Genomic DNA, 25,409 nt, shown 5'->3' on the forward strand with positions numbered 1-25,409 from the left:
TTATTCTGCCATATAAAAAGTAAAAAGGCAAGTATTTTTGATCAGAAATGATAAAAATTTTACCTACTAAAATCCCCACTAACTAGTGGGGATTAGTACACTATAAATTTGAATAGAAATTGTATTGTTCAATACAAAAAATGATAATTATTATTGTATTTGTTATTTTAGGCTAGAACTATAAAATCAATTTTTCCATAAATAAATTCATTTATAAACACAATTTTACCGTAATTCAAAACCCAATTTTTTCAACAATTGCTGTAACTTATCTCGTCCTGATAACGATTCAGGAAATGCCACCCTTTTACTAGAATGTTCCGACCAATCACCAGGAATATTCATATGTTGTGAATTGTAAAATTTTTCCATTATTTGGTTATATTCTGATATTCCTTGCTCTTGTTCTGCAAGTTGATATGTTTCTCGGTGTAACACCACTGATTGTGGTAAACGTGGTTTAATTGCCACATTTACAACAGGGTCAGCATAGCCCACACACAAACCAAAAATAGCAACTACATGAGGAGGTAAATTCAAGATTTGGGCTACCTCTTCTGGTTTGTTCCGTAATGCACCGATATACACAGTTCCTAAACCAATAGATTCTGCTGCTATTACCGCATTTTGTGCTGCTAAGGCTGCATCTATAGCCGCCACCAAAAACATTTCTAAATAATCTAAACCTTGATATGGTAGTCCGCGATTTTCGGCGATGTGAGTTAGTCTAGCCAAATCTGCTAACCACACTAAAAAAAGAGGACATTGGCGAATATGTGCTTGATTATTAGCTAGCTTTGATAACTCTTCTTTGTGATTTGCATCTTCAACTGCTACTACACTCCAGGTTTGGAGATTTGACGAAGTAGAAGCAGATTGGGCAGCAGCAATTAAAACTTCTAAAGTTCCTGGGGGTAAAGCATCAGGTAAGTAAGCACGAATTGAACGATGGGATAAGAGAGTTGCTAATGTTTCACTCCAGGGAATATCTGGATTGAAGTTGCCATTACCATAACGATAATTGAGTAATTCAGTTGGGTTAGTCATTCGATTTTAGATTTTAGATTTTGGATTGACCACACTAATAAATTTGGGGGATTGTGACGCTCAAGGAATTGTTGGTAATAATTCGTAATTCGTAGTTCGTAGTTCGTAGTTCATAATTTTTGTCATTTATGGACAGGATTAAGGAATTTATTTGAATACAAAATCTTGTACATCCTTAAATCCTGTAAATTCTGATGCAGATGCTTTAGAATCTGAAGGTGGTACGCAGCCAACCAACTAAACTCGCTGGATTGCTGGCATCCGAGTCTGGTGCTGTTACCCAAATAAATCCAGGAGTAACTTCAATGTTGTCAGTGAGTTTATATTGATACCATCCCTCTATGTGCAGAGAGGTATCTTTGTCCGCTTGACCCTTACCTGCTCCCAAATCTACATTCTTACTCAGACTTGTTAGTGTTGGTGCCTGACCCACAAAAAGAGCGCCTAAGCTGCCTTTTTTTCCCAAGTCGGGAAATGTTATTCCTGCTCCCCAGTTCCAGACTTGACCATCTCCATGTCCCAAATAACGATGGGCTGAATAGCCTACAAAACCATTGATTGCTAACTTGGGATTAACTTTATATAATGCTCCAATGCCATAAAGATTTCCCACAGTTCCTGCTCCAGCTACGGTACTGTTTGCCAAGTTACTACCAGCGGCTGGTCCGAAATTAGTTCCACTTTGACCAGTTGCACCCGGTGGACTGTAGGTATTAGCGTAACTTAAACCAAGGCGAAAATTTTTCTTGGGGCTAAAGTATGTTACTTGCCCAAAAGCCACATATCTGCCTGTAAATAAGCCATTATTAGGTAGAGGATTATCACCATTCGGCGCACTGTATGATGCTCCTAATTGCCACTGGTCACTTAGGTTATGGAGTATGGCAATTCCCGGCCCTGTATCTCCATAGTTATAGACCATATTTCGCCGGGAAAATCGTGATATTCCATTAGAAGCAGAACCTTCAAATGGGTTAGTTGGACCACTTAAACCAATTTCATTGGCTCCATCTGACTGAGCAAAAATGTTAAATTGTGTCTTTTTACCAATTGGAAAACGATAACGGACACCACCAAGAATAATCTGATTGGGTTCAAAACGAGGGCTGCGATTATCGGCTGTTCTGCCATCAAAGGTTCCAAAAATTCCTCTTCTAGTAGTCCCTAAAGACTCAATATTTCCGCCTGAGAGTGTTAACCGTAGTTGATCTTTACCTGTAAAACTGGTGTTTAATACTAAGCGAGCTTGGTCTTGAAATGTGATGGTACGGGGTGCAGGTTGCTTGGTGATTACGTTATTACCTGCTAGAACACCTCCAAGTACGAACTGAACCTGACCGCTCAGTGTGGTTGTTGTCGAGAACTGATTGGCTTCTATTTCTGCTGTCCGTGCTTCTAAGCTATCTAATCTCCCACGTAATTGAGCAAGTTCGGTATTAAATTCTTCAGTTAGACGCTGTATGGTTTCCAAATCTGTTTTTACAGCCAGATCAGATGTGGATGATGCAATAAGTTTGTTGACTTGATCTAAGCAAGCATTTAATCCTGCTGCAAATTCATAGCGACTTAAGGAACGATTACCTTTAAATGTGCTATTTGGATAACCAACAATACAACCATAGCGTTCTACTAAAGATTGCAAAGCTTGAAAAGCCCAGTCAGTCGGTTGTACATCTGAAAGTTGGGATACGGATGTAAGTTGTGACTCATCAGATGAAGAGGAGGAAAATTCTTCTACAGATTCTTTTTGAGCAGTTATTTGAGTAACGTTTTCAGAGCCAGAAATATTTATGTTGACAGGTGATAAAGCCTCTTTATCTGTTGTCTGGTCTTCTCTTCCTTTTTCACTAGCAAGCGTTTTTGTACTAGCTGCTAAGACTAACAAAAATACAGATATTGGCAAAGTAAGCAATAAATTACCAGCAATTTTTTTCATTTTGATTGATAACTCCACACACACAGAATTCAAGCCGACACCAAATTACATAGAATTTCGCACTTACTACAGGAAAAAAATGGAATCTCTCAGATAGAACTTTCCTGTAATTGGTCTATCTAGGTTAGTTTTGTATTCTTAATGACATGAAAGCCTATAGTAGCGATAAAATTACGTCATGTATTAAAATAATATACGGTAATTTGATCAAGATACTGTAGTTAATGGTTGATAGGTAGCAGTATTTCATAAAAAAACTTAAATTTGAGTATTAGTGGATACAATTTTAATAATTTTGAATTAATTGCTATCCAGGGTTGTGTATATCATTTTGGTATGATAGTATACGTTCTAAACTATTAACTCCGATAAATCAGTAGATTTAGTGTAGTTGTATAAGATAGTCATATTCTTCGTTTTTGTAGCAAAATGTAATTCAGGAGATTCATTCAAACATTATGAAATACAACCAACTTGGTGCAAGCGACCTCAAGGTTTCAGAAATTTGCTTGGGAACTATGACCTATGGTCATCAAAATACGATTGAGGAAGCACATCAACAGCTTGACTATGCTGTTTCTCAGGGGATAAATTTTCTAGATGCTGCGGAAATGTATCCAGTTCCTCCTCGTGGTGAAACCCAAGGAAAAACAGAGGCTTATATTGGTGAATGGTTGAAGAAACAGCAAAGGGACAAATTGATTGTTGCTACAAAAATTGCTGGGCCGGGTCGTCCTTTTTCATGGTTGAGAGGCGGAAATAACAAGGTTGATCGTGAGAATATTAATCAGGCTGTTGATGATAGTTTGCAGCGATTACAAACTGATTATATAGATTTGTATCAAATCCATTGGCCTGATCGTTATGTTCCTACTTTTGGACAGACAATTTATAATCCAGAATTAGAAAGAGAAACTGTGTCTATTGCTGAACAGTTAAAGGCTTTTGCTGATGTGATTAAAGCTGGAAAGATTCGCTATCTTGGTTTAAGTAATGAAACGCCTTGGGGGGTGAGTGAGTTTGTTCGCATTGCTAATGATTTGGGATTACCTAAAGTTGTGACAACTCAAAATGCTTACAATTTACTCAATCGTAATTTTGATTCAGGTTTAGCTGAAGTTTCTCGTTATACAGATGTTGGTTTATTGGCTTACAGTCCTCTGGGTTTTGGTTTTCTGACTGGTAAGTATATCGAGAATCAGCAATTAGAAAATACAAGAATATCCTTGTTTCCTGGTTTTGGACAACGCTATTTAAAACCCAATGTACAAGAAGCTGTAGTAGCTTATGTGGAGATTGCTAAAAAGTATAATCTTACACCTGCCCAATTAGCGATCGCATTTGTCAAAAGTCGTTGGTTTGTGAAAAGCACGATTATTGGGGCAACAACTTTGGCACAATTGCAAGAAAATATCAATAGTGTGAATGTAGTTTTGGATAAAGAGATTTTTGCAGAAATAGATGCAATTCATACTCGTTATCCTAATCCAGCACCCTAACTGGGTTTAGTAAAAAATACAAAGCGAGATTCTCACCTCACTTCATATTAGTGGTGGTGAGAGTTGCTTTAAGTAGGTGGGTGCAAATAAACATAACTATGTGAAGAAAAATTACCGAGGCTAAAATCCTCTTCCCTTCTGTCTCCTACCTGATCCTAACTATAAATATTCCCACCCACCTGACCTGAAAATACTTGGCGCTACTTACTTGATTTTCTCCAAATTGATATGTTATTCTGTATTTATATTTAAACTACGGTTTTTTGATAGAGTTGTAGTAGTTTGATAATGAAGTGAGCAAATACTCTCTTGAGAATCTGAGTTTTTAGCAATCGGAAATCTTCTTTTATGCCAAAAGATTGGTTAGAATGGCACGATCTTTACAATACTGAAGCCAAATTACAGCAGCGTTTAGAAATCGTTAGGGAATATATTTCCTATAGTTTAGAACACTCCCCAACTGGAGCTATTCGGGTAGTTAGTGCTTGCGCTGGTGATGGACGAGATTTATTAGGAACTTTAGCAAATCATTCTCGCGCTAAAGATGTATATGCAAGATTGGTTGAAATCAATCCCCAGTTAGTTGAACGTGGACGTGCAACTATAGAATCATTGGGTTTAACAAAACAAATTGAGTTTATCAATGGTGATGCAACTGCTGCTGATAACTATGTAGGAGCAGTACCAGCAGATATTGTCATTGTCTGTGGTATTTTTGGCAATTTAGCTGATGAAAACGAACTCAACCGCTTATTAGGAAACTTGAGTTTTTTAAGTAAAAAAGGTGCTTTTGTTCTCTGGACTCGTGGACATTCTCACGGTATTGCTTACTCAGACACCGTGCGTAAATACTTCCGTGATTTTGGATTTGAAGAAGTTAACTTTAAACTCACAGCCACAGGAGATATGGGAGTAGGAATTCATCATTATTTAGGTGAAAATTTACCTACACCCAAAGAAGAAAAATTATTTGTATTTTCTGGCGTTCCAAATAAGGCAAGGTAAGAAATGGCCATTGCAAGCACTACCATATCCAGTTGGGAGCAATTATTAGAAAAAGCTCGACAAAATACCCCCGCCCGTCGAGTCAAAAGACCAGGACAAGCACCTTCTACTGCTCCTATTCCTAGTAGTCTACATAAACTTCCCCCTGATAGAAAACCGCCAGTATTGTTATATAGAGATAGTAACTCTTGGTGTCCTTTCTGCGAACGGGTTTGGTTTGCTCTGGAAGAAAAGGAAATTCCCTTTGAAACAGAATTTATTGATCTGAGTAACAAACCTAAATGGTATACAGATTTAGTTCCCACAACCCTTGTACCCGCAGCATATATTGAGGGTAAATTAGTTTATGAATCTAAGGACATTCTTTTAGAATTAGAAGAAAGATTTGGCGAAACTTTGTTGCCTGAAAATTTGCAAGAAAATGCTGTCGCTAGGCAATGGGTTGATGATGCAGAAACCAATGGTTTTCGAGATATTGCCTACAAATTCTTGAGACAACCTCCAGAAGATGCGAATGAGTTAGCAAACTTACAAGCAGAATTTGAAGCTAAATTAGACGAAATTGAGCAAGCCTTGAGTAGATATCCTGGCTCTTACTTTTTATCAACATTTAGCCTGGTAGATATTATGTATAGTCCCCATTTAGATAGATTGGCGGCTAATTTACCAGTTTATAGGGGATATCACATTAAAGAAAATCCTCGCTTTCCTCTAATAAATGCTTGGTTTGTAGCCCTTAATCAACGTCCTGCTTACAACAGAGTTAAGTCAGACAATATTACCAACAATTTGCTTTTGCGGCGTAGATTTGGCGTAGAACCTATTGGTAGTCCCTTACCTTTAGATTTAGCTGATGCTGAGTTGATTGAATATCGGGCAGAAGCGGCAGAAAGATTGAGTGATAATCGAGAAGTTGCTATTGGCGATATTCTCAAAAATTCAGGGGTGCAATCTTTAGGTGATATCTCAATAATCAAGGACTCTGTTGATTTTCATCTGCGATTATTAGCTGATTATCTGATTAATGGTAATGGTCAACTATTACCGGGAGGAAGAACTGGGGGTAAGGAAAGTATAGATCCTATTCTTGCTGCTACAGGAGCGATTACGCTGGCTTATGTGAGAAATAGGATTTGTGCGCCACGAGATATGAGTGCTGGTGCTGCAACTGCATTTCGAGCCGCAGTAGATAAAATTTTGACATCTATTTATTAATTTTTTTTCACACCAAGAGGAATAAAATGAGTGACGTAAAAAAGGTTAATGATGATTTAAGTATCGCTGGACAAATTTCTGCTGAAGAATTACGAAAATTAGCAATTGAGGGTTTTAAATCTGTTCTGAATTTACGGAATCCTGATGAAAATGGTTTTTTCCATGATGAAAAGCAACAAGCAGAAATTGTAGGATTGGAATATGTAAATGTGCCATTAAATTCTAAAGAGCCAAATCAACAGCTAACAGCAGAGGCAATTCTAGAAATTGATCATTTACCCAAGCCCATTTTAATTCACTGTGCTGGTGGTGCAAGAGCGGGGGGAATAGCCTTGATTGCTGATGCAATTCAAGCAGGTTTAACTTATGAGGAGATTGCACAGAAAGCAACTGAACTAGGTATCAATTTGGAGCAGCCACATCTGAAGCAATTCTTGTTAGAAAAGTTTGCAGCTAGGCAAATTTAGTTTTTTACATCTATTTGGTCGCTTTTCTCACAGTAAAACCTATTGGGGTGTAATTTTTTATGAGTTTAGAACTGAATCTATCGGGTAAAACTGCTATTGTTACAGGTGGTAGTGCCGGAATTGGTTTGGCTACAGCCAAAGCTTTGTATAGTGAAGGTGTAAATGTAGTTATTGCAGCCCGCAATCAAGAAAGATTAGAACAAGCAGTAATTGATATTCAATCTTTACCCACAACTGGAACTAAAATCATTGGCATTAGTGCCGATTTAACTAAGGTAGAAGATGTTGAGAAAGTTGTCTCTACAACAATTGTAAAATTCGGCAAAATTGATATCTTAATTAATAATGCTGGTTCAGCCCGTGCTGGATCGTTTTTAGAATTGAGTGATGAAGCATTCTTAGATGCTTGGAATTTAAAACTGTTAGGTTACATTCGATTAGTTAGAGCCGTTGTTCCCTATTTGAAAAATCAGCACGATGGACGCATTGTTAATATTATTGGCGGTGCTGGACGTACACCCCGTCCTAACTTCTTACCCGGAGGAACAACAAATGCGGCCTTGCTCAACTTTACACGGGGCATTTCTAAAGAATTAGCCCAAGAGAATATTAGAATTAATGCCATTTCTCCTGGTTTAACAGACACAGAAAGAGCTAAAACTTTAGCAGAACAAAATGCTCAAAGTTTGGGTATTAGTGTAGAGGAATACAAAGCGCAAGCTGTGAAAGGAATTCCTTTAGGAAGAATAGTTAAACCTGAAGAAATTGCTGCACTAGCTTTATTTTTAGTTTCTGATTTAGCTGCTTCTATTACTGGTGCAGAAATTCAAGTTGATGGTGGAAGTACACCTGGAGTTTGAACTACTGCGTAGTTTGGGTTGAGGTAAGGAAACCCAACATCTTCAGGATTAAGGAAACCCAAAATTTTTAGGATTTTGTTGGGTTGCGCTGTCGCTTAACCCAACCTACTATTTTTCAATAAATTAATGTTACAAAAAAGAGGAATTTCCATGACTCAAAAACAATTATTTTCGCAAGATAGCGATGTTGACCAAACCTTATTAGCTGACGTATTAGTAATTGGTGGTGGGCCTGCTGGAACTTGGTCAGCCTGGAGTGCTGCTAATGCTGGTGCAAAGGTGGTTTTGGTAGATAAAGGCTATTGTGGCACTAGTGGCTGTGCAGCCGCTTCGGGTAATGGTGTGTGGTATGTGCCACCTGAACAGGACAGTAGAGAAGCGGCGATGGCTTCTAGGGAAGCTTTAGGGGGTTTCTTATCTAGCCGTGAATGGATGCAACGGGTGCTGGATCAAACTTATGCAAACGTTAACCAATTAGCTGATTGGGGTTATCCTTTTCCTGTAGATGAGGAGGGTAGACCCTATCGGCGCAGTCTCCAAGGCCCAGAATATATGCGGTTGATGCGATCGCAAGTAAAACGGGTAGGGGTGAAAATTTTAGATCACAGTCCGGCTTTGCAGCTGTTGGTAGATGCGGAAGGGGCTGTAGCTGGGGCAACGGGGGTTAACCGTCAGACTGGGAAAAAGTGGATTGTGCGATCGCATTCAGTAATCATTGCTACTGGAGGCTGTGCTTTCTTGAGTAAAGCCTTGGGTTGCAATGTGCTAACAGGGGATGGATACCTGATGGCAGCCGAAGCGGGTGCTGATATGTCGGGAATGGAGTTTTCCAATGCTTACGGTATCGCACCTGCTTTTTCTTCTGTCACCAAAACCTTATTCTACAACTGGGCAACTTTCATCTACGAAGATGGAACACCTATCCCCGGTGCAGGTTCACAAAAAGGGCGTTCCGTCATTGCCGAAACCTTATTAACTCAACCTGTTTACGCCATTATCGACAAAGCTTCAGCAGAAATGCGGGTGACAATGCGTTTGTCTCAACCCAATTTCTTCCTACCTTTTGACCGTGCAGGTATTGATCCCTTTACTCAACGTTTCCCTGTCACCTTGCGTTTAGAGGGAACTGTACGTGGTACAGGTGGTATTAGAATTACCGATTATACTTGTGCTACTTCAGTCCGTGGACTCTATGCCGCAGGTGATGCAGCAACAAGAGAATTAATATGTGGTGGTTTTACAGGTGGTGGTAGTCATAATGCCGCTTGGGCATTATCTTCAGGCTACTGGGCAGGACAGTCTGCGGCTACATATTCCCGTGATTTAGGTGTACAAGCCAACCAACGGCGAGTTGAGGCTGTGGGTAGTGTAGGTTTTACATCTGTTAGCCAGAAGCAAATCCACAGTGAAGAAATTATCAAAGCTACCCAAGCAGAAGTATTCCCCTATAATCGCAACTATTTCCGTAATGAAAAAGGTTTGATCGAATCATTGCAAAGATTACATTTCCTTTGGCATAAAATTCGCAACAGCGAAGTTGCAGATAATAGCAATATTGTTCGCACCAGAGAAGCAGCCGCAATGGTAGCTACAGCTAGATGGATGTACAGCAGCGCCTTGGAACGCAAGGAAACACGAGGTATGCACAAACATTTAGATTATCCACAACAGGATGGTAATCAACAACATCATTTAATTAGTGGTGGCTTAGATCAAGTGTGGGTAAAGGCTGCACCTATACAGGAAGTAAAACCAAAAGAACTGGTAACTGTGTAAATCGTAGGTTGGGTTGACGCAAGGAAACCCAACATTATTACAACTTGAATTGAACGCAGATGAACACAGATAAAGATCGATTAATCAAGGGATTTCAGGATTATGTGCAGCCTCACATAAAATTGGTATAACCCAACCTACATCAATATTAATTTGGTTTTTTATTATGATTGAATTAGTTAGTGAATCGCGTTGCATTGAATGTAACATCTGCGTCAAAGTCTGCCCAACAAATGTGTTTGACAAAGTACCAGATGCACCGCCAACAATTGCCAGACAAAGCGACTGTCAAACCTGTTTTATGTGTGAATTATACTGTCCAGTAGATGCCCTGTATGTTGCTCCAGACGTAGAACCATTAACAGGAATCAACGAACAGTCATTACAAGAAGCTGAACTTTTAGGCAGCTATCGGAAAAATATTGGTTGGGGAAAGTCTCTCACAAATAAAGCTAAAGAAGATTCAACATATCAACTTTTGAAAAAGATGAAATAGAACATCAAAAACAATCGGAGTTATCAATGATGAAACTCATTTTACCAGTAGAAATTGCTCACGAAATTGAGCCGCATTTACCTGACAATACTGTTGTAGTCCGTGTAGATAGTGATGGCAATTTAGATGGTGATGCAACAGATGCTGAAGTTTATTTTAGTTGGTTTTATCTCAAACCAACTACTTTACATCGAGTATTAGACGCTGCACCCTTCCTACGTTGGCATCATGCCCCAAATGCAGGTGTAAATCATATTTTGACACCAAAATATTTAGAACGGGATTTGATTTTAACTAACGGCGCAGGGGTTCATGCTATTCCCATCGCCGAATTTGTGATTGCTTATTTACTTTCTTACAGTAAGCAATTACCAACATTATACAAGCTACAAGCTGAACACAACTGGCAAAGGGGGTGGCAATTTCAAGAATTACTAGATAAAACTTTATTAATTATCGGCGCAGGTGGAATTGGTCAAGAAATTGCTGTCCGTGCTAAAGCATTTGGAATGCGAATTTTTGGTAGTTCTCGTCATCCTAAACCATTACCAAATTTCGATAAAGTAGTCGGTGCTAACGAATGGAAAAAACTACTCCCAGAAGCAGATTTTGTGGTTATTGCCACACCGTTAACTTGGGAAACTAAGGGAATGATTGATGTAGAAACCCTGCGTTTATTCCGTACCAATGCTTATTTAATAAATATTGCACGGGGAGCAATTGTTGATGAATCAGCACTTACCCAGGCTTTACAACAAGGTTGGATTGCTGGAGCGGCTTTAGATACAGTATTTACTGAACCATTGCCAGCAGAGAGTCCTTTATGGACATTACCAAATGTGTTTATTACACCCCATTGTTCTGGTAATTCTCCTAGAGTTAAAGAAAGAACACTCGCCCTATTTCTTGAAAATTTCACACGCTATTGTCAAGGGCAACCATTACGCAATGTGGTAGATAAAATTGCTGGTTATTAAATAAGCATAAATATAAAACAAGTACAGGTCAACTTGCGTTGACCTTAGCACTTTTTACACGGTTTTTTACTAGATGTACAATAAACATAAATTCAACAAATATAGGGTCAACAGTAGTTAACCCTGATATATTGGGAATAAGTAAAAATGATTAACAATCTCTCAAATTTTTGGCAAAAAGATTTCAAAAGCTACTTTAGCCGTTTAGGTGTGATGGCTTCAGCTAATTGAGCAGGTAGAGTGGCATCTTTGACGTTGATCTTGCGGGGAATAACTTTTTCTTCAAAATAGAAATCTGCCACTCGTTGTTGTTCGGCAATGATAGCAGGTGTCAGTCTTCTTAACCGATATGTCCGTCGGCGTGCCACAGTTTCTAACACTGATTCATCTATTTTCAGTTCAGGCGCAAAAGCTTTAGCAACTTCTTTAGGATTTTTATCAGCCCATTCTCCAATCTTATCTGCTTCTTCTAAAAATACTCTTGCTAATTCAGGATTTTTAGTAATAAATTCACGTCTACCCAGATAAAATCCGCCGAGAGTATTAATCCCTGAAGCATTTCTCAGATTACGAATAGGGATGGTTTTTTCTACAAGAGCTAAAAAGGGATCACCACCTACCCAAACTTCAACTTTATTTTGAATAAAAGCATCACGAGCTTCAGATGGAGTTAGTCCCACAACTTGAACATCACTAATCTTTAAACCCACTTCTTTTAAAGCTTTAGCTAATAAATAGTGGGCATTTGATCCCCGTTGAAAGGCAACTTTCTTACCCTTAATATCCGCTAATTTCTTAATAGGAGAATTGGCTCTGACAATAATACCTTGCCCTAATCCTCTACTTGGTACACGACCGGCAATATAAATGACTTCCGTAATACCAGCAGCTTGAGAAAATATTGGCGGTGTTTCTCCCACAGTCCCAATGTCAACTTTACCTGCATTCCAGAAGTGTTGAATGTTAATAAAAGCCTGATAAAAATAGCCCAAAATATGTTAAATTTTGGGCGAAGGATTAAAATATTTTGATTAACCATGATCATAAACTCATTTCCCAAGATTGTCAAAAATATCCTGGGAGGGCTACCCAAAAATGATTATCCTGTTTTGAACAGCCGTCTTTTTGTTGAGTGTTGGTTGGCTTATGCTCTGGATAATAGCTTAACGAGTATGCGGGATTTATTTAAACGATTAAATAATACAGGATTTGATGTAGATATTTCCACATTTTCCAAAGCCAACACTCATCGAAGTCAAGAAGTATTCCAGAAAATTTATCATCAATTAAATCAATTAGTCCAGAATAAAGTCCACAAAAAGTTACATGATAAATATGCAATATGTCCAATTGATTCAACAATTATTACATTGACAAGTAAGTTGCTATGGGTGCTAGGTCATCATCAAGTAAAACTGTTTAGTTCCCTTAATCTGTCAACAGGCAGTCCAGAAGATAATTTGATAAATTTTGGTCATGACCATGATTATAAATTCGGTTCATCAATGATGTCTAATTTACCACCAGATGCAGTTGGGGTAATGGATAGAGGATTTGCGGGGCTAAATTTTATGCAAGAGTTAGTGCAAAAAGACAAATATTTTGTAGTGCGAATTAAGAATAATTGGAAACTAGAATTTGAATCAGAAACTGGATTAGTCAAAATCGGTTCATCGACCGATGCTCCCGCTTACAGGGTAATTAATTTTTGTGATTTAGAAACGAAAACTGAATTTCGGTTAGTCACGAATTTACCTGCCGATGGAGAGGCAGCAGTTACAGATGATGAAATCAGAGATATTTATCGTTTACGGTGGGGAGTTGAACTGTTATGGAAATTTTTAAAGATGCACTTAAAACTGGATAGATTAATTACCAAAAATGTTAATGGTATTGCCATTCAAATCTATGCTAGTCTCATCGCTTATCTGATTTTACAACTTGTCTCTGTTCCGAAAGAATGGGGTGAAAAGATGTTAGATAAATTCCGCTATCTTCAAGCTTGTATGTGTCAACAAATCAGTTATGTTCATTGGATGGAACATATTATGAAATGTTGACATTTTCACCCTTGATAGTACTACTATACTTAAATATGTAAAGTTTTGTAACGACATTCAACATTTCTGCCTGCATTCATAGCTTCTATTAGTTGTGGACCGGCTGGAAATGGTCCTACCCAATTCACCTTTACACCCAAGGCTTGGAAACGTGGCTCAACGACTTTTTTGACTTTGACAATATCCCCAGATGTTTGATAAGCCAAGTTGATAACTTTAGCACTAAATCCCGATTTTGTCTGTGCTTGGCTTGTTTGTAATAAACTACCTGTTAATGGTACAGATAGAGTAAACAATCCCAGTAGTGAATATTGAACAAACTGTTTTACAAATAGGCGACGTTGTGGAAAAAATGGTATTTTCATGGCTGAAATATTTGGAGTTTAATATTTGGAGTTTAAGGAAATTGATACTGTTAATTCTGTTGAAGCCAAAAAAAACTTTAGTATTCCTATCGGAATTACGTATTTATAAATCTTACTTTTACACAAAAAATCTAAAAATCAAGTATTTGCTAATACATTTATTATTTTTTTCAAGATTTAGTTTAAGTATTCAGGTAATAGCTGACGGCTAAATGCTTCAAGACCTATGCAAAAAATCACCAATGTAGGGACAATTCATGAATTACCCCTACTCATTGATCCGATATGTTATACGCTTACTAAGAAATCAATCCCATTTCTTCATATATGGGGTTTAGCACTGTATTAATTTTGGAGATTTGTCTAGTAAAAAAATAAGCTCCGAAAATACAAAAAACACCACCAAATGATAAGGCATTAGCAACACCAATTTGACTGGCTAATCCTCCAAAAAATAAATTTCCAAAAGGTAATATTCCCAAAAAAGTAGTCATAAATATACTGGTTACACGACCTCTTTTATCTTCTTCTACCAGAATTACTTGCATAAAATTACTAATTGAGGCTAGGGTCAATGTATTAGTTAATCCCACAATAAAAATTAATAACAAACAAATTTCTAATTGTGTAGAGAGAGAAAATAATATTAATGAGCCTCCAAGCACTAAAGTAGAAATTGCCATAACCTTTTCTAGTCCTATTACTTGCTTACGCCGCATTAGATAAATACCAGAAAATATAGAACCAAAAGCTGTAGAAGTCATCAAAAAACCCATGGTTTCTGCATTACCCTTCAGCACTTCTTTGACAAATACAGGGATAAGATTTACATAGGTCATTGCCATAAAGCAAACTGTAATTTGCAATATTAAAATGGATTTAATAGGTATAAAACTATATGCAAAAATAAATCCTTCTTTGAGATTATGCCAAATTTTTACAGATTTGGATATAGATAGATTATTAATATTTGCTTTTATTTGTATAGTCAAGATAGCGGAGATAAAAGGCAAATAGCTAATAGCATCTACTAAAAAACATGAAGCTGCTCCATTTTTAGCAATTAAAACACCACCAATCATAGGACTAACAAATTTAGCTGTATTAATTAAAAAAGAATGCACAGCCATTGCACTATAAGTATCACTTCTATTATCTATTAATCTGGGAATAGTAACTTGACGTGCTGGTAAATCAAAAGCTTTTACTATGCCCTGAATAATACCAATGATAATAATATGTGTAAAATTAATCTGATTACTAGCGGTTAAAAAAGTTAATAAAAAAGATAGAAAAACAGATACTATCTGAGTAGTTAATAAAACATATCTTAAATTCCATCTATCTAGCAATACTCCTACTAATGGTGTAATAACCAAACCCATAGCTTGATTTGTAAACCCAGCGATACCAACTAACATAGCTGAATTGGTTAATTGATAAGTCATCCATATTAAGGCAATTTGTGTCATCCAAGAACCGAAAAACGAAAGGCTTTCGCCAATCAAAAAACAAGATAAATTGGGTGATTTAATTGCAGGTAAAGTTTCTAGAAAAGCAAATATTTTATTACTTTTCTTTAATGATGTGCTATTTTCTTGTAACATTAATATTACCTATTTTTCGGTATAATTCTGACTATCACCTATCTTGCTGAGTTGGGCGAATCAAGATTTCATTGACATTTACGTGCTGTGGCTGGCTAACAGCATAAACTATCGCTGCGGCTATATCTTCACTTTGTAATGGTGTAATTGCTTTACGTCTGGCTTCAATTTCCTGTTTTGCTACTACATCGGTAATATGCTGATCAATTTCTGTTTCTACTAAGCCAGGCTCGATGATGGTAACACGAATATTATCTTGATATACTTCCTGCCGTAATGCTTCCGAAAAGGCATTTACACCCCATTTAGTTACATTGTAGACTGCCATTCCTGCACGAGCGATGCGGCCAGCCACGGATGAAATATTAACAATATGTCCTGATTTTTGCACTTTGAAGATAGGTAATACACTGTGAGTGGTGTACATTAGCCCCAAAACGTTGATATCAATCATTTTTCGCCAGTTTGCGGGATCTGCATTTTCAATCCTGCCTGGAAATGATATACCTGCATTGTTGACTAGAATATCTACGCGCCCAAATTCTGCATTGGCTTTTTGGATCAGGTTTTTAGCTTGAGCTTCATCGGTAATATCTGCAATAACGGGTAATGCCTGTCCACCATTATCAGTAATGTATTTTGCTACTGCTTCTAAACGCTCTACTCTTCTGGCTGCAATTACTACTTTTGCTCCTTCTGCTGCTAGAGCGATCGCTGTGGCTTTACCAATTCCCGAAGAAGCCCCGGTAATAATAGCCACTTTCCCGTCTAATTTACCTACCATAGTAAACATCCATTGATTAATTAATTCAAAATACTGTATCTTGATAAAGTTACTGTAGATTTAAAATTAAGCATCTCACAGATAACTAGAAAAAGCAAGAAAAGTAGCTTCTAATGCCGCAGCAATGTGTATAAATATTTGACTTGTAGTTGAACTGGAATCAGCAAGGGTAAGTGGCTGCCCAGTATCACCTCCATTACAGATACGGGGATCAAGGGGAATTTTGCCCAAAAGCGGTGCTTGGAGTTCATGTGACAATTTTTCACCGCCACCACTACCAAAAATCGGAGTTTCTTCACCATTTACACCGATAAAAAAGCTCATATTCTCGATAATACCGAGAACAGGAACACCCACTTGGCGAAACATATAGATACTGCGACGCACATCAGCAACAGCCACATCTTGAGGCGTTGTTACCAATATCACCCCACAAATCGGGCTTTCTTGCACAATCGTAATTTGAGCATCTCCAGTACCAGGAGGCAAATCTATTAACAAATAGTCCAGTTCTCCCCACTCAACATCATGTATAAATTGAGTAATAATTTTGTGTAATACAGGCCCACGCCATGCTAGAGGATGATCCGGTTCTGCCAACAATCCTACAGACATGACTTTGATACCATGAGCTTCTAAGGGTAAAAATTTCTGACCATTAGCAGTATCAATAACTGCAACTTCCGATTTTCCTAGTCCCAACATCTGGGGAACATTTGGTCCATAAACATCAGCATCTAATAACCCAACTTTTGCTCCTGTTAACCTCAAAGCTGCGGCTAAATTAACTGCGGTTGTGGATTTACCAACTCCCCCTTTACCGCTAGATATGGCTAACGTCGTTTTTACCCTGGGAATTGTACAAATTTGGATGTAAGTTTTTTTGCACCAAGTTAGTGATGATAAAATGTTTTTTATCTCTGCTTCTAAGTGCTGCTGAAGAGAACCTATATACAGACGCAGATAAACATATTGATCAACTATCCGTAGATTTCGCACCATTCCTAAACTAACGATGTCATTTTTTAGAGTGGGTTCGCTTACCTGTTTCAGGAGTTGGATAACTTCTTGTTGTCGGAGATTAAGAGGATCTGTTTGTACATCCTCTTGCAAAAGGCTATTGTTCAAATCTGATTTTTTCAGCATTTTATGGAAATCAAGTATATAAAATCACCAAAACAATAACTAACTAACAAGATAATTGCTTTTTTTAAAGAAAAGCTTGCATTTCAATTACCTCTATGTGATATTTTAAGCATAAAATACTGTAATTCGATTGACATAGTGTAGTTTAATTGTAAATTAACTTAAGTCTGAATATCTTATTGACCTTTAGAAGTAGAGTAATTATGTTGACTAAGTTCCCTCCACTTCGACTATTGAAAGCTGGAATCACCTTCCTCAAAAAATACCAAAAACAGAAAATTTGCACCTTTTCCTTACTGTTTGCAGTTGGACTAAGCTTGACGTTAGCTATTTCTGCTTGTTCTCCCAGTGCAACCGAAAATACTGGAACAACTCAGACATCACAAACAACCGAAACAGCTAGTCCCAGTGCAACTTCCCGTGCAACAAATAGCAATACAGTAATTCGCATTGGCTACCAAAAAGCAGCAACTATCCTCTATTCACTGAAAGCAAAAGGGGAATTAGAAACAGCCTTAAAAACTTCTGGTGCTTCTGTCACTTGGACTGAATTTCCCGCTGGACCGCCGATGCTAGAAGCTTTAAACGCTGGCAGTATTGACTTTGGTTACACCGGGGAAGCACCGCCAATTTTTGCTCAAGCCGCAGGTACTCCTTTTGTTTATGTTGCCTATGATCCTTGGACTCCCAAAGCAGAAGCAATTATTGTCCATAAAGATTCACCTATTAAAAGTGTGGCTGATCTTAAAGGCAAAAAAGTTGCTTTTGCCAAAGGATCAAATACTAACTATTTAGTAATCAAAGCCCTAGAAAAAGCTGGATTAAAATACAGCGATATCAAACCAACTTTTCTCCCTCCGGCTGATGCTCGTGTAGCATTTGAAGGTAAAAATGTTGATGCTTGGGCAATTTGGGACCCATTTTTAGCCGCAGCCGAAAAAGCAACTGGCGCACGCACTCTCACAGATGCAACTGGATTAGCTCCCAATCTAGGTTATTATCTGGCAGCTAAATCTTTTGTAGATAAGAATCCAGAAGGTTTAAAAACTGTTTTGGATGGAGTAAATAAAGTCAGCGATTGGGCAAAGAATAATCCAACTGAAGTTGCTAAGTTACTCTCACCTGTATTGGGTATAGATGCGGCCGTTTTAGAAGCAGCAGAAAAACGGCGTGAGTATGGTGTATTACCTCTGACAGATGAAGTAATTACCAAACAGCAAGAAATTGCAGATACTTTCTACAAAATCAAATTGATTCCTAAACAAATTCAGGTTAAAGAAGTGGTTTTGCAAGGCAATAAATAATTTAGTGATTGGTAATTATCAATTACAGCACTTCCCGATGTTATGAGGTACAAGAACCCCACCCCCAACCCCCTCCCCGCAAGCGATGAGGGGGCTAAGATGTAACTCATAAGAGCGCAAACCCCTGTATTTCTAAAAATCTGCCTTTACTCTCTTTGCGCCTCTGCGTGAGAAAAATAAATTTTGAATTCTTGAAAGAGTTGATATGGTAACAAACATCAATACACAGTGGCTAAAAACCGATGTTTTAGTAATCGGTGGTGGAACTGCGGGGACAATGGCAGGGATTAAAGCCAAACAGTCAAATCCTGATGCTGAAGTGTTAATTTTAGAGAAAGCGAATATTCGCCGTAGTGGTGCGATCGCCATGGGAATGGATGGAGTCAATACAGCTGTTATCCCTGGAAACTCTACCCCAGAACAATACGTCCGCGAAGTCACCATTGCTAACGATGGCATTCTGCACCAAAAAGCAGTTTACGAAACGGGTAAATTAGGTTACGAAACCATTCAAGAATTAGAGAGTTGGGGCGTTAAATTCCAAAAATATCCTCAAGGAAATTACGATGTTAAACAAGTGCATCGAGTAGGAAAATATGTCTTACCCATGCCAGAAGGTAAAGACTTAAAAACCATTCTTACTCGCCAAGTCAAACGCCATCAAGTAAAAGTTACAAACCGCGTTATGGCAACCAGAGTATTAGTAAAAGATGGTAGAGCCATTGGTGCAGTTGGATTTGATGTCCGGGGTGGTGATTTTGTAGTTATTCAAGCCAAAGCCGTCATACTTTCTACAGGTGCTTGTGGAAGGTTAGGTTTACCTGCATCTGGCTATCTTTATGGAACTTATGAAAATCCTACAAATGCGGGAGATGGTTATTCAATGGCTTATCATGCAGGTGCAGAATTAAGCAATATTGAATGTTTTCAAATTAATCCCCTAATTAAAGATTATAACGGCCCTGCTTGTGCCTATGTTGCTGGGCCTTATGGTGCGTATACAGCTAATTCTGAAGGAAACCGCTTCATTAATTGTGATTATTGGAGTGGTCAAATGATGCTAGAGATTTGGAAAGAATTAAACTCTGGTAAAGGACCCATTCAGATGAAAATGACTCATTTGGATGAGGATACAATTTCGGAAATTGAGGCGATTTTATGGGCAAATGAACGACCAAGTAGAGGACGATTTCATGAGGGTAGAGGAGAAAACTACCGCACTCATGGCGTAGAAATGAATATTTCAGAAATCGGTTTATGTAGTGGACATAGTGCTTCTGGTGTGTGGGTGAATGAAAAAGCAGAAACCACAGTACCTGGACTCTATGCAGCCGGAGATATGGCCAGCGTTCCTCATAATTATATGATTGGTGCATTTGTCTATGGTCGTTTAGCAGGAGAAAATGCCATTGAGTATATTGAAAATTTAGAACATTCAGAACCAGATGCTGATTTGTTAGAAGCAGAAAAAACCAGAATTTATGCACCATTAAATCAGCCAAATGGCATTCCTCATACCCAAGTTGAATATAAGTTACGTCGAATAGTTAATGATTATCTACAACCGCCAAAATCCGGTAATAAAATGGAAATTGGACTAAATAATTTTGTTCAATATCACGAAACATTAGCCCAAATGGGAGCGTGTGATCCTCATGAATTAATGCGGTGTATGGAAGTGCATTTTATTCGTGACTGTGCAGAAATGGCAGCAAGAGCATCTTTATATCGTCGGGAAAGTCGTTGGGGTTTATATCATTATCGGTTGGATTTTCCAGATAAAAATAATGAAGAGTGGTTCTGTCATGTAAATTTGAAAAAGAATGAATTAGGAGAAATGATATTGTTTAAACGTCAGATTGAGCCTTATGTTGTAGAGGTGGATTTACAGCAAGAAGTTTATAATGTTGCAGTTAGATGAAGACAATAATTAGAAAAAGTAAGTTGGGTTAAGCGACAGCGCAACCCAACAAAAACAGGACTTACGCAATAGTCATGGAATATCTAACCGCAGAGGACGCAGAGGACACAGAGAAGTAAGAGTTTGAGAGTTTTTTGCGTAAGTCCTAAAAAAAATTGATAATGTTAGGTTTCTTTTAAGGTAATTAAAAATGATCAAAGAAATAACACGCCGCAAATTTATTGCTACTGCTGCTTTAACAACTGGTTTTGCTCTAGCAGTAGAACCTGTTTTAGCCAAAGTGATTTCTACAGATACTAAAGGATTAATTGCCGGAGCAGTAAAAATTCCCGTCAAAGATGGGGAAATTCCAGCTTATAGAGCGCAACCAGAAAAAGGTGAAAATTTCCCCATTGTTTTGGTAATTCAGGAAATATTTGGTGTACATGAACACATTCAGGATGTTGTGCGACGCTTTGCTAAATTAGGGTATCTAGCGATCGCTCCCGAACTATTCATCCGTCAAGGTGATGTATCAAAATTAAGCAATATTGATGAAATTCGCCCAATTGTTGCCAAAGTCCCTGACGCTCAAGTGCTATCAGATTTAGATGCTACCGTTGATTGGGCAGTGAAATCAGCAAAAGGTAATCCTGATAGGTTAGGAATTACGGGTTTTTGCTGGGGTGGTCGAATTACTTGGTTATACTCTGCACATAATCCCCAAGTAAAAGCAGGTGTGGCTTGGTACGGGAGATTGGTAGGCAATGCAACCGAACTACAGCCCAAACATCCCATTGATATTGCTTCAGAACTCAAAGTCCCCGTGCTGGGACTCTATGGAGGTCAAGATACAGGTATTCCTGTGGACACAGTAGAACAAATACGAGAAAAACTCAAATCCAGCAGCAGTAAATCAGAGATTATTGTTTATCCCGATGCACCTCACGCCTTTTTTGCTGATTATCGTCCTTCCTACCGCGAAACTGAAGCCCAGGATGGTTGGCAACGTCTCCAGAAATGGTTTAAACAGTATGGAGTGTGAGTTTTTAAATTGTAGGGTGCGTTATGGCTTAACGCACCATATTTATCGGTGCGTTACGGCTAATTGTCACTCTTTCAAATTCCTAAATTTTCCCATAACCGTAACACACCCTACGTAATATTTACTTTATTTCTTGAAGTCAACCCACTTAACTACCCATGTCAGAAAATTATCGTTTTGAAACTCTACAAGTCCATGCTGGACAAGAACCTGCACCGGGAACTAATGCCCGTGCTGTACCAATATATCAAACCACTTCCTACGTTTTTGATGATGCTGACCACGGAGCGCGGTTGTTTGCTCTCCAGGAATTTGGTAACATTTATACCCGGATTATGAATCCGACAACGGATGTATTTGAAAAAAGAATTGCGGCTTTAGAAGGGGGTGTCGCAGCTTTAGCCACTGCAAGCGGTCAAGCAGCACAATTTTTGGCAATCAGTACGATCGCTCAAGCAGGAGATAATATTGTTTCTACCAGTTTTCTCTATGGGGGAACTTATAACCAATTTAAAGTTTCTCTGCCACGATTAGGGATAAATGTCAAATTTGTGGAAGGAGATGATCCAGAAAATTTCCGTCAAGCAATTGATGAAAACACAAAAGCCCTGTACGTTGAAACCATTGGTAATCCCCAATTCAACATCCCTGATTTTGCTGCTTTAGCCCACATTGCCCACGAAAACGGCATTCCTTTAATAGTAGATAATACCTTCGGTGCAGGTGGATATTTAGCACGACCCATTGAACATGGTGCAGATATTGTCGTTGAATCTGCTACCAAGTGGATTGGTGGGCATGGTACATCAATTGGTGGTGTAATAGTTGATTCTGGAAAATTTGATTGGGGTAACGGTAAATTTCCCTTGTTTACTGAGCCTTCCCCCGGTTATCATGGATTGAATTTCCAAGAAGTATTTGGCAAAGGTAGTCAATTTGGTAACATTGCCTTTATTATTCGTGCCAGAGTAGAAGGATTACGAGATTTAGGCGCATCATTAAGTCCATTTAACGCTTTTCTGTTATTGCAAGGATTAGAAACCCTTTCCCTGCGTGTAGATCGCCATGTCAACAATGCCCTAGAATTAGCTCAGTGGTTAGAGCAGCAAGAGCAGGTAGCATGGGTTAATTATCCAGGACTACCCAATCACCCGTATCATGAACGCGCTAAAAAATATCTTCGACATGGATTTGGGGGAGTTCTTAATTTTGGTATCAAAGGTGGATTAGAAGCAGGAAAAGCTTTTATTAGTAATGTAAAATTAGCCAGTCATTTGGCAAATGTTGGTGATGCAAAAACCTTGGTAATTCATCCTGCTTCCACAACCCATCAACAGCTAAGTAATAGTGAACAAATTTCGGCTGGTGTGACACCTGATTTGGTGCGGGTATCCGTGGGAATTGAACATATTGATGATATTAAAGAAGACTTTGAACAGGCATTTAGAAAGGTTGGAAACAGGTGACAGGTGACAGAGAATAGACATCTGCAAAAAAGGATGTAGAGACGTTCCATGGAACGTCTCTACAAGGGTTCTGGAAATCGCATATTTAAATTCGGTCGATGTCTAATACCAATTACCAATCACCTTTTTTATGAAATATTCAGACTTCATTTCCTCAAAAACCCAGTTTTATCAGTTGTCAACACCATTTTCATTAGAATCTGGTGAAGTATTAATTGGTGTTCAGGTTGCTTATCGTACCTGGGGAAAATTAAACGCAAACGGCGATAATGGAGTCTTAATTTGTCATGCTTTAACTGGTTCTGCTGACGCTGACGACTGGTGGGGAGATTTATTTGGTTCTGGGAAAGCCTTTGATCCTGACCAGGATTTTATTCTGTGCAGCAACATTTTGGGAAGTTGTTACGGTACAACTGGAGCAACTTCTATTAACCCAAATACAGGAAAGGTTTATGGTGCATCTTTCCCTAAAATTACAATTCGGGATATGGTTAATCTCCAAGCTGCATTATTAGAATACTTGGAAGTTAAATCTCTGCGATTGGTAATTGGTGGTTCGCTAGGTGGGATGCAAGTTTTAGAATGGGCATTATTATATCCAGAAAAGGTGAGAGCGATCGCACCAATGGCATCACCTGGAAGACATTCAGCTTGGTCTATTGGCTTGAGTGAAGCCCAAAGACAGGCAATTTATACTGATCCAAATTGGCAAGGTGGGAACTATACAAATGATGCACCACCAGTCCAAGGATTAGCAGTAGCGCGAATGATGGCAATGATTACATATCGTTATTGGGAAAGTTTTACAAATCGCTTTGGACGAGAGCAGGATGAATCTAATCAGTTTGCCATAGCCAGTTATTTACAATATCAAGGTCAAAAGCTAGTAGAACGTTTTGATGCTAATACTTATCTTACATTAACTCATGCAATGGATAGTCATGATGTTAGTTGGAATAGAAAAGATTATCAATCTGTTTTGCAAAGTATCAAACAACCAACTTTAGTTATTTCCATTGATTCTGACGTTCTTTATCCTCCAGTAGAACAACAAGAATTAGTAGATTTAATCCCTAATGCTCAATTGGGGTTGCTCAAATCAAGCCACGGACATGATGCTTTTTTAATTGATATGGAAGCATTAAATGAAATGGTAGTTGCTTTTAGAAAACAACAAGATATTTAATTTAATTGTAGATTTTTATATCCTTGGGAAAATACCTATTTACGATTCCATTGGTAAACAGTATTCAACATCTCGCATTCCCGATACTCGTATTGCTAAGACGTTAATTGATTTATTAAATTCAAATTTTAGAAAATATGACAATTAGACAAGCTAAAATAAAAGATTCAGAACGAATCGCTATTTTGTGTGAGCAACTGGGATATTCTGCTACCAAGGAACAAATAGAGCAGCGACTGGAAAAAATCCAAAATAACAACTCCCATATTATCTATGTTGCAACTTTAGAAAATGAATATGTCATTGGTTGGGCGCACGCTCATATTTCTGATTTAATAATAATTCCCAATCAAGCACTTCTGTTCGGTTTAGTTGTAGATAAAAATTATCGAAATAATGGGATTGGTAGACTTTTAATGCAGCATATTGAAGAATGGGCTGATATTCTTGGCTGTGAGGGAGTCATACTTCGTTCTAATATTAAACGTCAAGAGGCTCACTTGTTTTATGAAAAAATTGGCTACACGAATATCAAACAGTCGGTGACTTTTTATAAAAAATTGTCATCTCAAGAATAAATGATTTTACAAAATGATTACTGGAATTAACCACATTACTTTATCCGTTAGAAATCTGGAGGAATCTATTTCGTTCTATACCAATGTGCTAGATTTTCGCTTATTAGCAAAATGGACAAAAGGTGCTTATCTTTCCGCTGGTGATATCTGGTTAGCATTGATTTTAGACCAGAAGGTTCGAGCAAGTCCTTTACCTGAATATACTCATATTGGTCTGACTGTTTCTATTGAAGATTTTCCTATTCTTAGCCAACGAATTCAACAATCAGGTACAAAAATATGGCAAGATAATAAAAGTGAAGGTGATTCTCTTTATTTCCTTGACCCAAATGATCACAAACTGGAAATTCATGCTTCTGATTTAGAAACTAGAATCAAAACTGCTAAAGAATCTCCTTGGGAAGGATTGGAATTTTTTGTTTAAAGTTTACTAATTAATGGAGTAATAAAATTATGGCTTTAATTAATCAAAGAGTAGATGTCCCTGTAATTGTAGATGAATCTAAATGTTTAGAAAAATGTGTAGCTTGTATAGAAGTTTGTCCTTTGGATGTATTAGCAAAAAATCCAGAGACGGGAAAAGCCTATATGAAATATGATGAATGTTGGTTCTGTCTACCCTGTGAAAAGGAATGTCCAACCAACGCGATTACAGTACAAATTCCTTTTTTATTGCGGTAGAGGTGCAGA

At 38.0% G+C, this 25,409-nt stretch carries 24 protein-coding genes; 17 read left to right on the plus strand and 7 right to left on the minus strand.

From position 1 onward, the window contains the following. Positions 1-225: 225 nt before the first annotated feature. Both ACLLO5_RS20825 and ACLLO5_RS20830 read right to left on the minus strand, forming a co-directional pair. Positions 226-1,047, minus strand: a complete 822-nt coding sequence (locus tag ACLLO5_RS20825) for an NADPH-dependent oxidoreductase (protein ID WP_413172402.1) — start codon at positions 1,045-1,047, stop codon at positions 226-228. A gap of 205 nt (positions 1,048-1,252) precedes the next feature. Beyond that, the gene (locus ACLLO5_RS20830; protein WP_413172403.1) at positions 1,253-2,983 is read right to left on the minus strand and encodes an iron uptake porin; all 1,731 of its coding nucleotides are present in this window, start codon (positions 2,981-2,983) and stop codon (positions 1,253-1,255) included. Between the two features lie 458 nt (positions 2,984-3,441). Here ACLLO5_RS20830 and ACLLO5_RS20835 point away from each other — a divergent pair, with 458 nt between their 5' ends. The 8 genes from ACLLO5_RS20835 to ACLLO5_RS20870 all read left to right on the plus strand — a co-directional run bounded on the left by ACLLO5_RS20835 (position 3,442) and on the right by ACLLO5_RS20870 (position 11,278). Continuing rightward, positions 3,442-4,482, plus strand: a complete 1,041-nt coding sequence (locus ACLLO5_RS20835; protein ID WP_413172404.1) for an NADP(H)-dependent aldo-keto reductase — start codon at positions 3,442-3,444, stop codon at positions 4,480-4,482. A gap of 348 nt (positions 4,483-4,830) precedes the next feature. Beyond that, a complete protein-coding gene (locus ACLLO5_RS20840) occupies positions 4,831-5,487 on the plus strand; it encodes a class I SAM-dependent methyltransferase family protein (protein ID WP_413172405.1) in 657 nt (218 codons plus the stop codon). A gap of 3 nt (positions 5,488-5,490) precedes the next feature. Then, positions 5,491-6,702, plus strand: a complete 1,212-nt coding sequence (locus ACLLO5_RS20845; RefSeq protein WP_413172407.1) for a glutathione S-transferase family protein — start codon at positions 5,491-5,493, stop codon at positions 6,700-6,702. 26 nt (positions 6,703-6,728) lie between these two features. Beyond that, entirely contained in the window at positions 6,729-7,169 is a 441-nt protein-coding gene (locus ACLLO5_RS20850; protein WP_413172408.1) for a beta-lactamase hydrolase domain-containing protein, read from the plus strand. A 59-nt stretch (positions 7,170-7,228) separates the two neighbouring features. Further along, positions 7,229-8,029 carry an SDR family oxidoreductase gene (locus ACLLO5_RS20855; protein ID WP_413172409.1) on the plus strand — a complete coding sequence of 267 codons (801 nt, stop codon included), beginning with the start codon at positions 7,229-7,231 and terminating at the stop codon, positions 8,027-8,029. Positions 8,030-8,179: 150 nt separating this feature from the next. Continuing rightward, positions 8,180-9,805 (plus strand): FAD-dependent oxidoreductase, encoded by a 1,626-nt coding sequence (locus ACLLO5_RS20860; RefSeq protein WP_413172410.1) that lies wholly within the window; start codon positions 8,180-8,182, stop codon positions 9,803-9,805. 166 nt (positions 9,806-9,971) lie between these two features. Then, a complete protein-coding gene (locus ACLLO5_RS20865; RefSeq protein ID WP_413172411.1) occupies positions 9,972-10,301 on the plus strand; it encodes a 4Fe-4S binding protein in 330 nt (109 codons plus the stop codon). A 29-nt stretch (positions 10,302-10,330) separates the two neighbouring features. After that, entirely contained in the window at positions 10,331-11,278 is a 948-nt protein-coding gene (locus ACLLO5_RS20870) for a D-2-hydroxyacid dehydrogenase (protein ID WP_413176148.1), read from the plus strand. A gap of 191 nt (positions 11,279-11,469) precedes the next feature. Here the strand turns inward: ACLLO5_RS20870 and ACLLO5_RS20875 are convergent, their stop codons facing one another. Beyond that, positions 11,470-12,270, minus strand: a complete 801-nt coding sequence (locus ACLLO5_RS20875) for an aliphatic sulfonate ABC transporter substrate-binding protein (protein ID WP_413172412.1) — start codon at positions 12,268-12,270, stop codon at positions 11,470-11,472. 45 nt (positions 12,271-12,315) lie between these two features. Here ACLLO5_RS20875 and ACLLO5_RS20880 point away from each other — a divergent pair, with 45 nt between their 5' ends. Continuing rightward, on the plus strand, positions 12,316-13,338 hold the full coding sequence (locus tag ACLLO5_RS20880) for an IS4 family transposase (RefSeq protein ID WP_413171541.1): 1,023 nt from the start codon (positions 12,316-12,318) through the stop codon (positions 13,336-13,338). A 29-nt stretch (positions 13,339-13,367) separates the two neighbouring features. Here the strand turns inward: ACLLO5_RS20880 and ACLLO5_RS20885 are convergent, their stop codons facing one another. From ACLLO5_RS20885 to ACLLO5_RS20900, 4 genes are all read right to left on the minus strand, one after another. Then, positions 13,368-13,703 (minus strand): hypothetical protein, encoded by a 336-nt coding sequence (locus ACLLO5_RS20885; protein WP_413172413.1) that lies wholly within the window; start codon positions 13,701-13,703, stop codon positions 13,368-13,370. 299 nt (positions 13,704-14,002) lie between these two features. Continuing rightward, complete coding sequence (locus ACLLO5_RS20890; protein ID WP_413172414.1) at positions 14,003-15,310, minus strand: MFS transporter; 1,308 nt, start codon at positions 15,308-15,310, stop codon at positions 14,003-14,005. A gap of 34 nt (positions 15,311-15,344) precedes the next feature. Continuing rightward, on the minus strand, positions 15,345-16,094 hold the full coding sequence (locus tag ACLLO5_RS20895) for an SDR family NAD(P)-dependent oxidoreductase (protein ID WP_413172415.1): 750 nt from the start codon (positions 16,092-16,094) through the stop codon (positions 15,345-15,347). A gap of 75 nt (positions 16,095-16,169) precedes the next feature. Continuing rightward, positions 16,170-17,240: a P-loop NTPase gene (locus ACLLO5_RS20900; RefSeq protein ID WP_413172416.1), complete on the minus strand. Its 1,071-nt coding sequence runs from the start codon at positions 17,238-17,240 to the stop codon at positions 16,170-16,172. A 203-nt stretch (positions 17,241-17,443) separates the two neighbouring features. Between ACLLO5_RS20900 and ACLLO5_RS20905 the strand changes: the two genes are divergently transcribed. The 8 genes from ACLLO5_RS20905 to ACLLO5_RS20940 all read left to right on the plus strand — a co-directional run bounded on the left by ACLLO5_RS20905 (position 17,444) and on the right by ACLLO5_RS20940 (position 25,400). Then, positions 17,444-18,544, plus strand: a complete 1,101-nt coding sequence (locus tag ACLLO5_RS20905; RefSeq protein WP_413172417.1) for a sulfonate ABC transporter substrate-binding protein — start codon at positions 17,444-17,446, stop codon at positions 18,542-18,544. Positions 18,545-18,749: 205 nt separating this feature from the next. Beyond that, a complete protein-coding gene (locus ACLLO5_RS20910; protein ID WP_413172418.1) occupies positions 18,750-20,465 on the plus strand; it encodes a fumarate reductase/succinate dehydrogenase flavoprotein subunit in 1,716 nt (571 codons plus the stop codon). A gap of 193 nt (positions 20,466-20,658) precedes the next feature. Next, the gene (locus ACLLO5_RS20915; RefSeq protein ID WP_413176149.1) at positions 20,659-21,489 is read left to right on the plus strand and encodes a dienelactone hydrolase family protein; all 831 of its coding nucleotides are present in this window, start codon (positions 20,659-20,661) and stop codon (positions 21,487-21,489) included. A gap of 158 nt (positions 21,490-21,647) precedes the next feature. Next, positions 21,648-22,955, plus strand: coding sequence for an O-acetylhomoserine aminocarboxypropyltransferase/cysteine synthase family protein (locus ACLLO5_RS20920; protein WP_413172419.1), 1,308 nt, complete (start codon positions 21,648-21,650; stop codon positions 22,953-22,955). Positions 22,956-23,085: 130 nt separating this feature from the next. Beyond that, complete coding sequence (metX, locus tag ACLLO5_RS20925; protein ID WP_413172420.1) at positions 23,086-24,141, plus strand: homoserine O-acetyltransferase MetX; 1,056 nt, start codon at positions 23,086-23,088, stop codon at positions 24,139-24,141. A 137-nt stretch (positions 24,142-24,278) separates the two neighbouring features. Continuing rightward, complete coding sequence (locus ACLLO5_RS20930) at positions 24,279-24,719, plus strand: GNAT family N-acetyltransferase (protein ID WP_413172421.1); 441 nt, start codon at positions 24,279-24,281, stop codon at positions 24,717-24,719. A 13-nt stretch (positions 24,720-24,732) separates the two neighbouring features. Beyond that, positions 24,733-25,143, plus strand: coding sequence for a VOC family protein (locus tag ACLLO5_RS20935; protein WP_413172422.1), 411 nt, complete (start codon positions 24,733-24,735; stop codon positions 25,141-25,143). Positions 25,144-25,172: 29 nt separating this feature from the next. After that, positions 25,173-25,400, plus strand: a complete 228-nt coding sequence (locus tag ACLLO5_RS20940; protein WP_027401230.1) for a ferredoxin family protein — start codon at positions 25,173-25,175, stop codon at positions 25,398-25,400. Positions 25,401-25,409: the final 9 nt, after the last annotated feature.

Origin of the sequence: Anabaena azotica SJ-1 (assembly GCF_047275885.1) — a bacterium.
Classification (GTDB): domain Bacteria; phylum Cyanobacteriota; class Cyanobacteriia; order Cyanobacteriales; family Nostocaceae; genus Trichormus_B; species Trichormus_B azotica_A.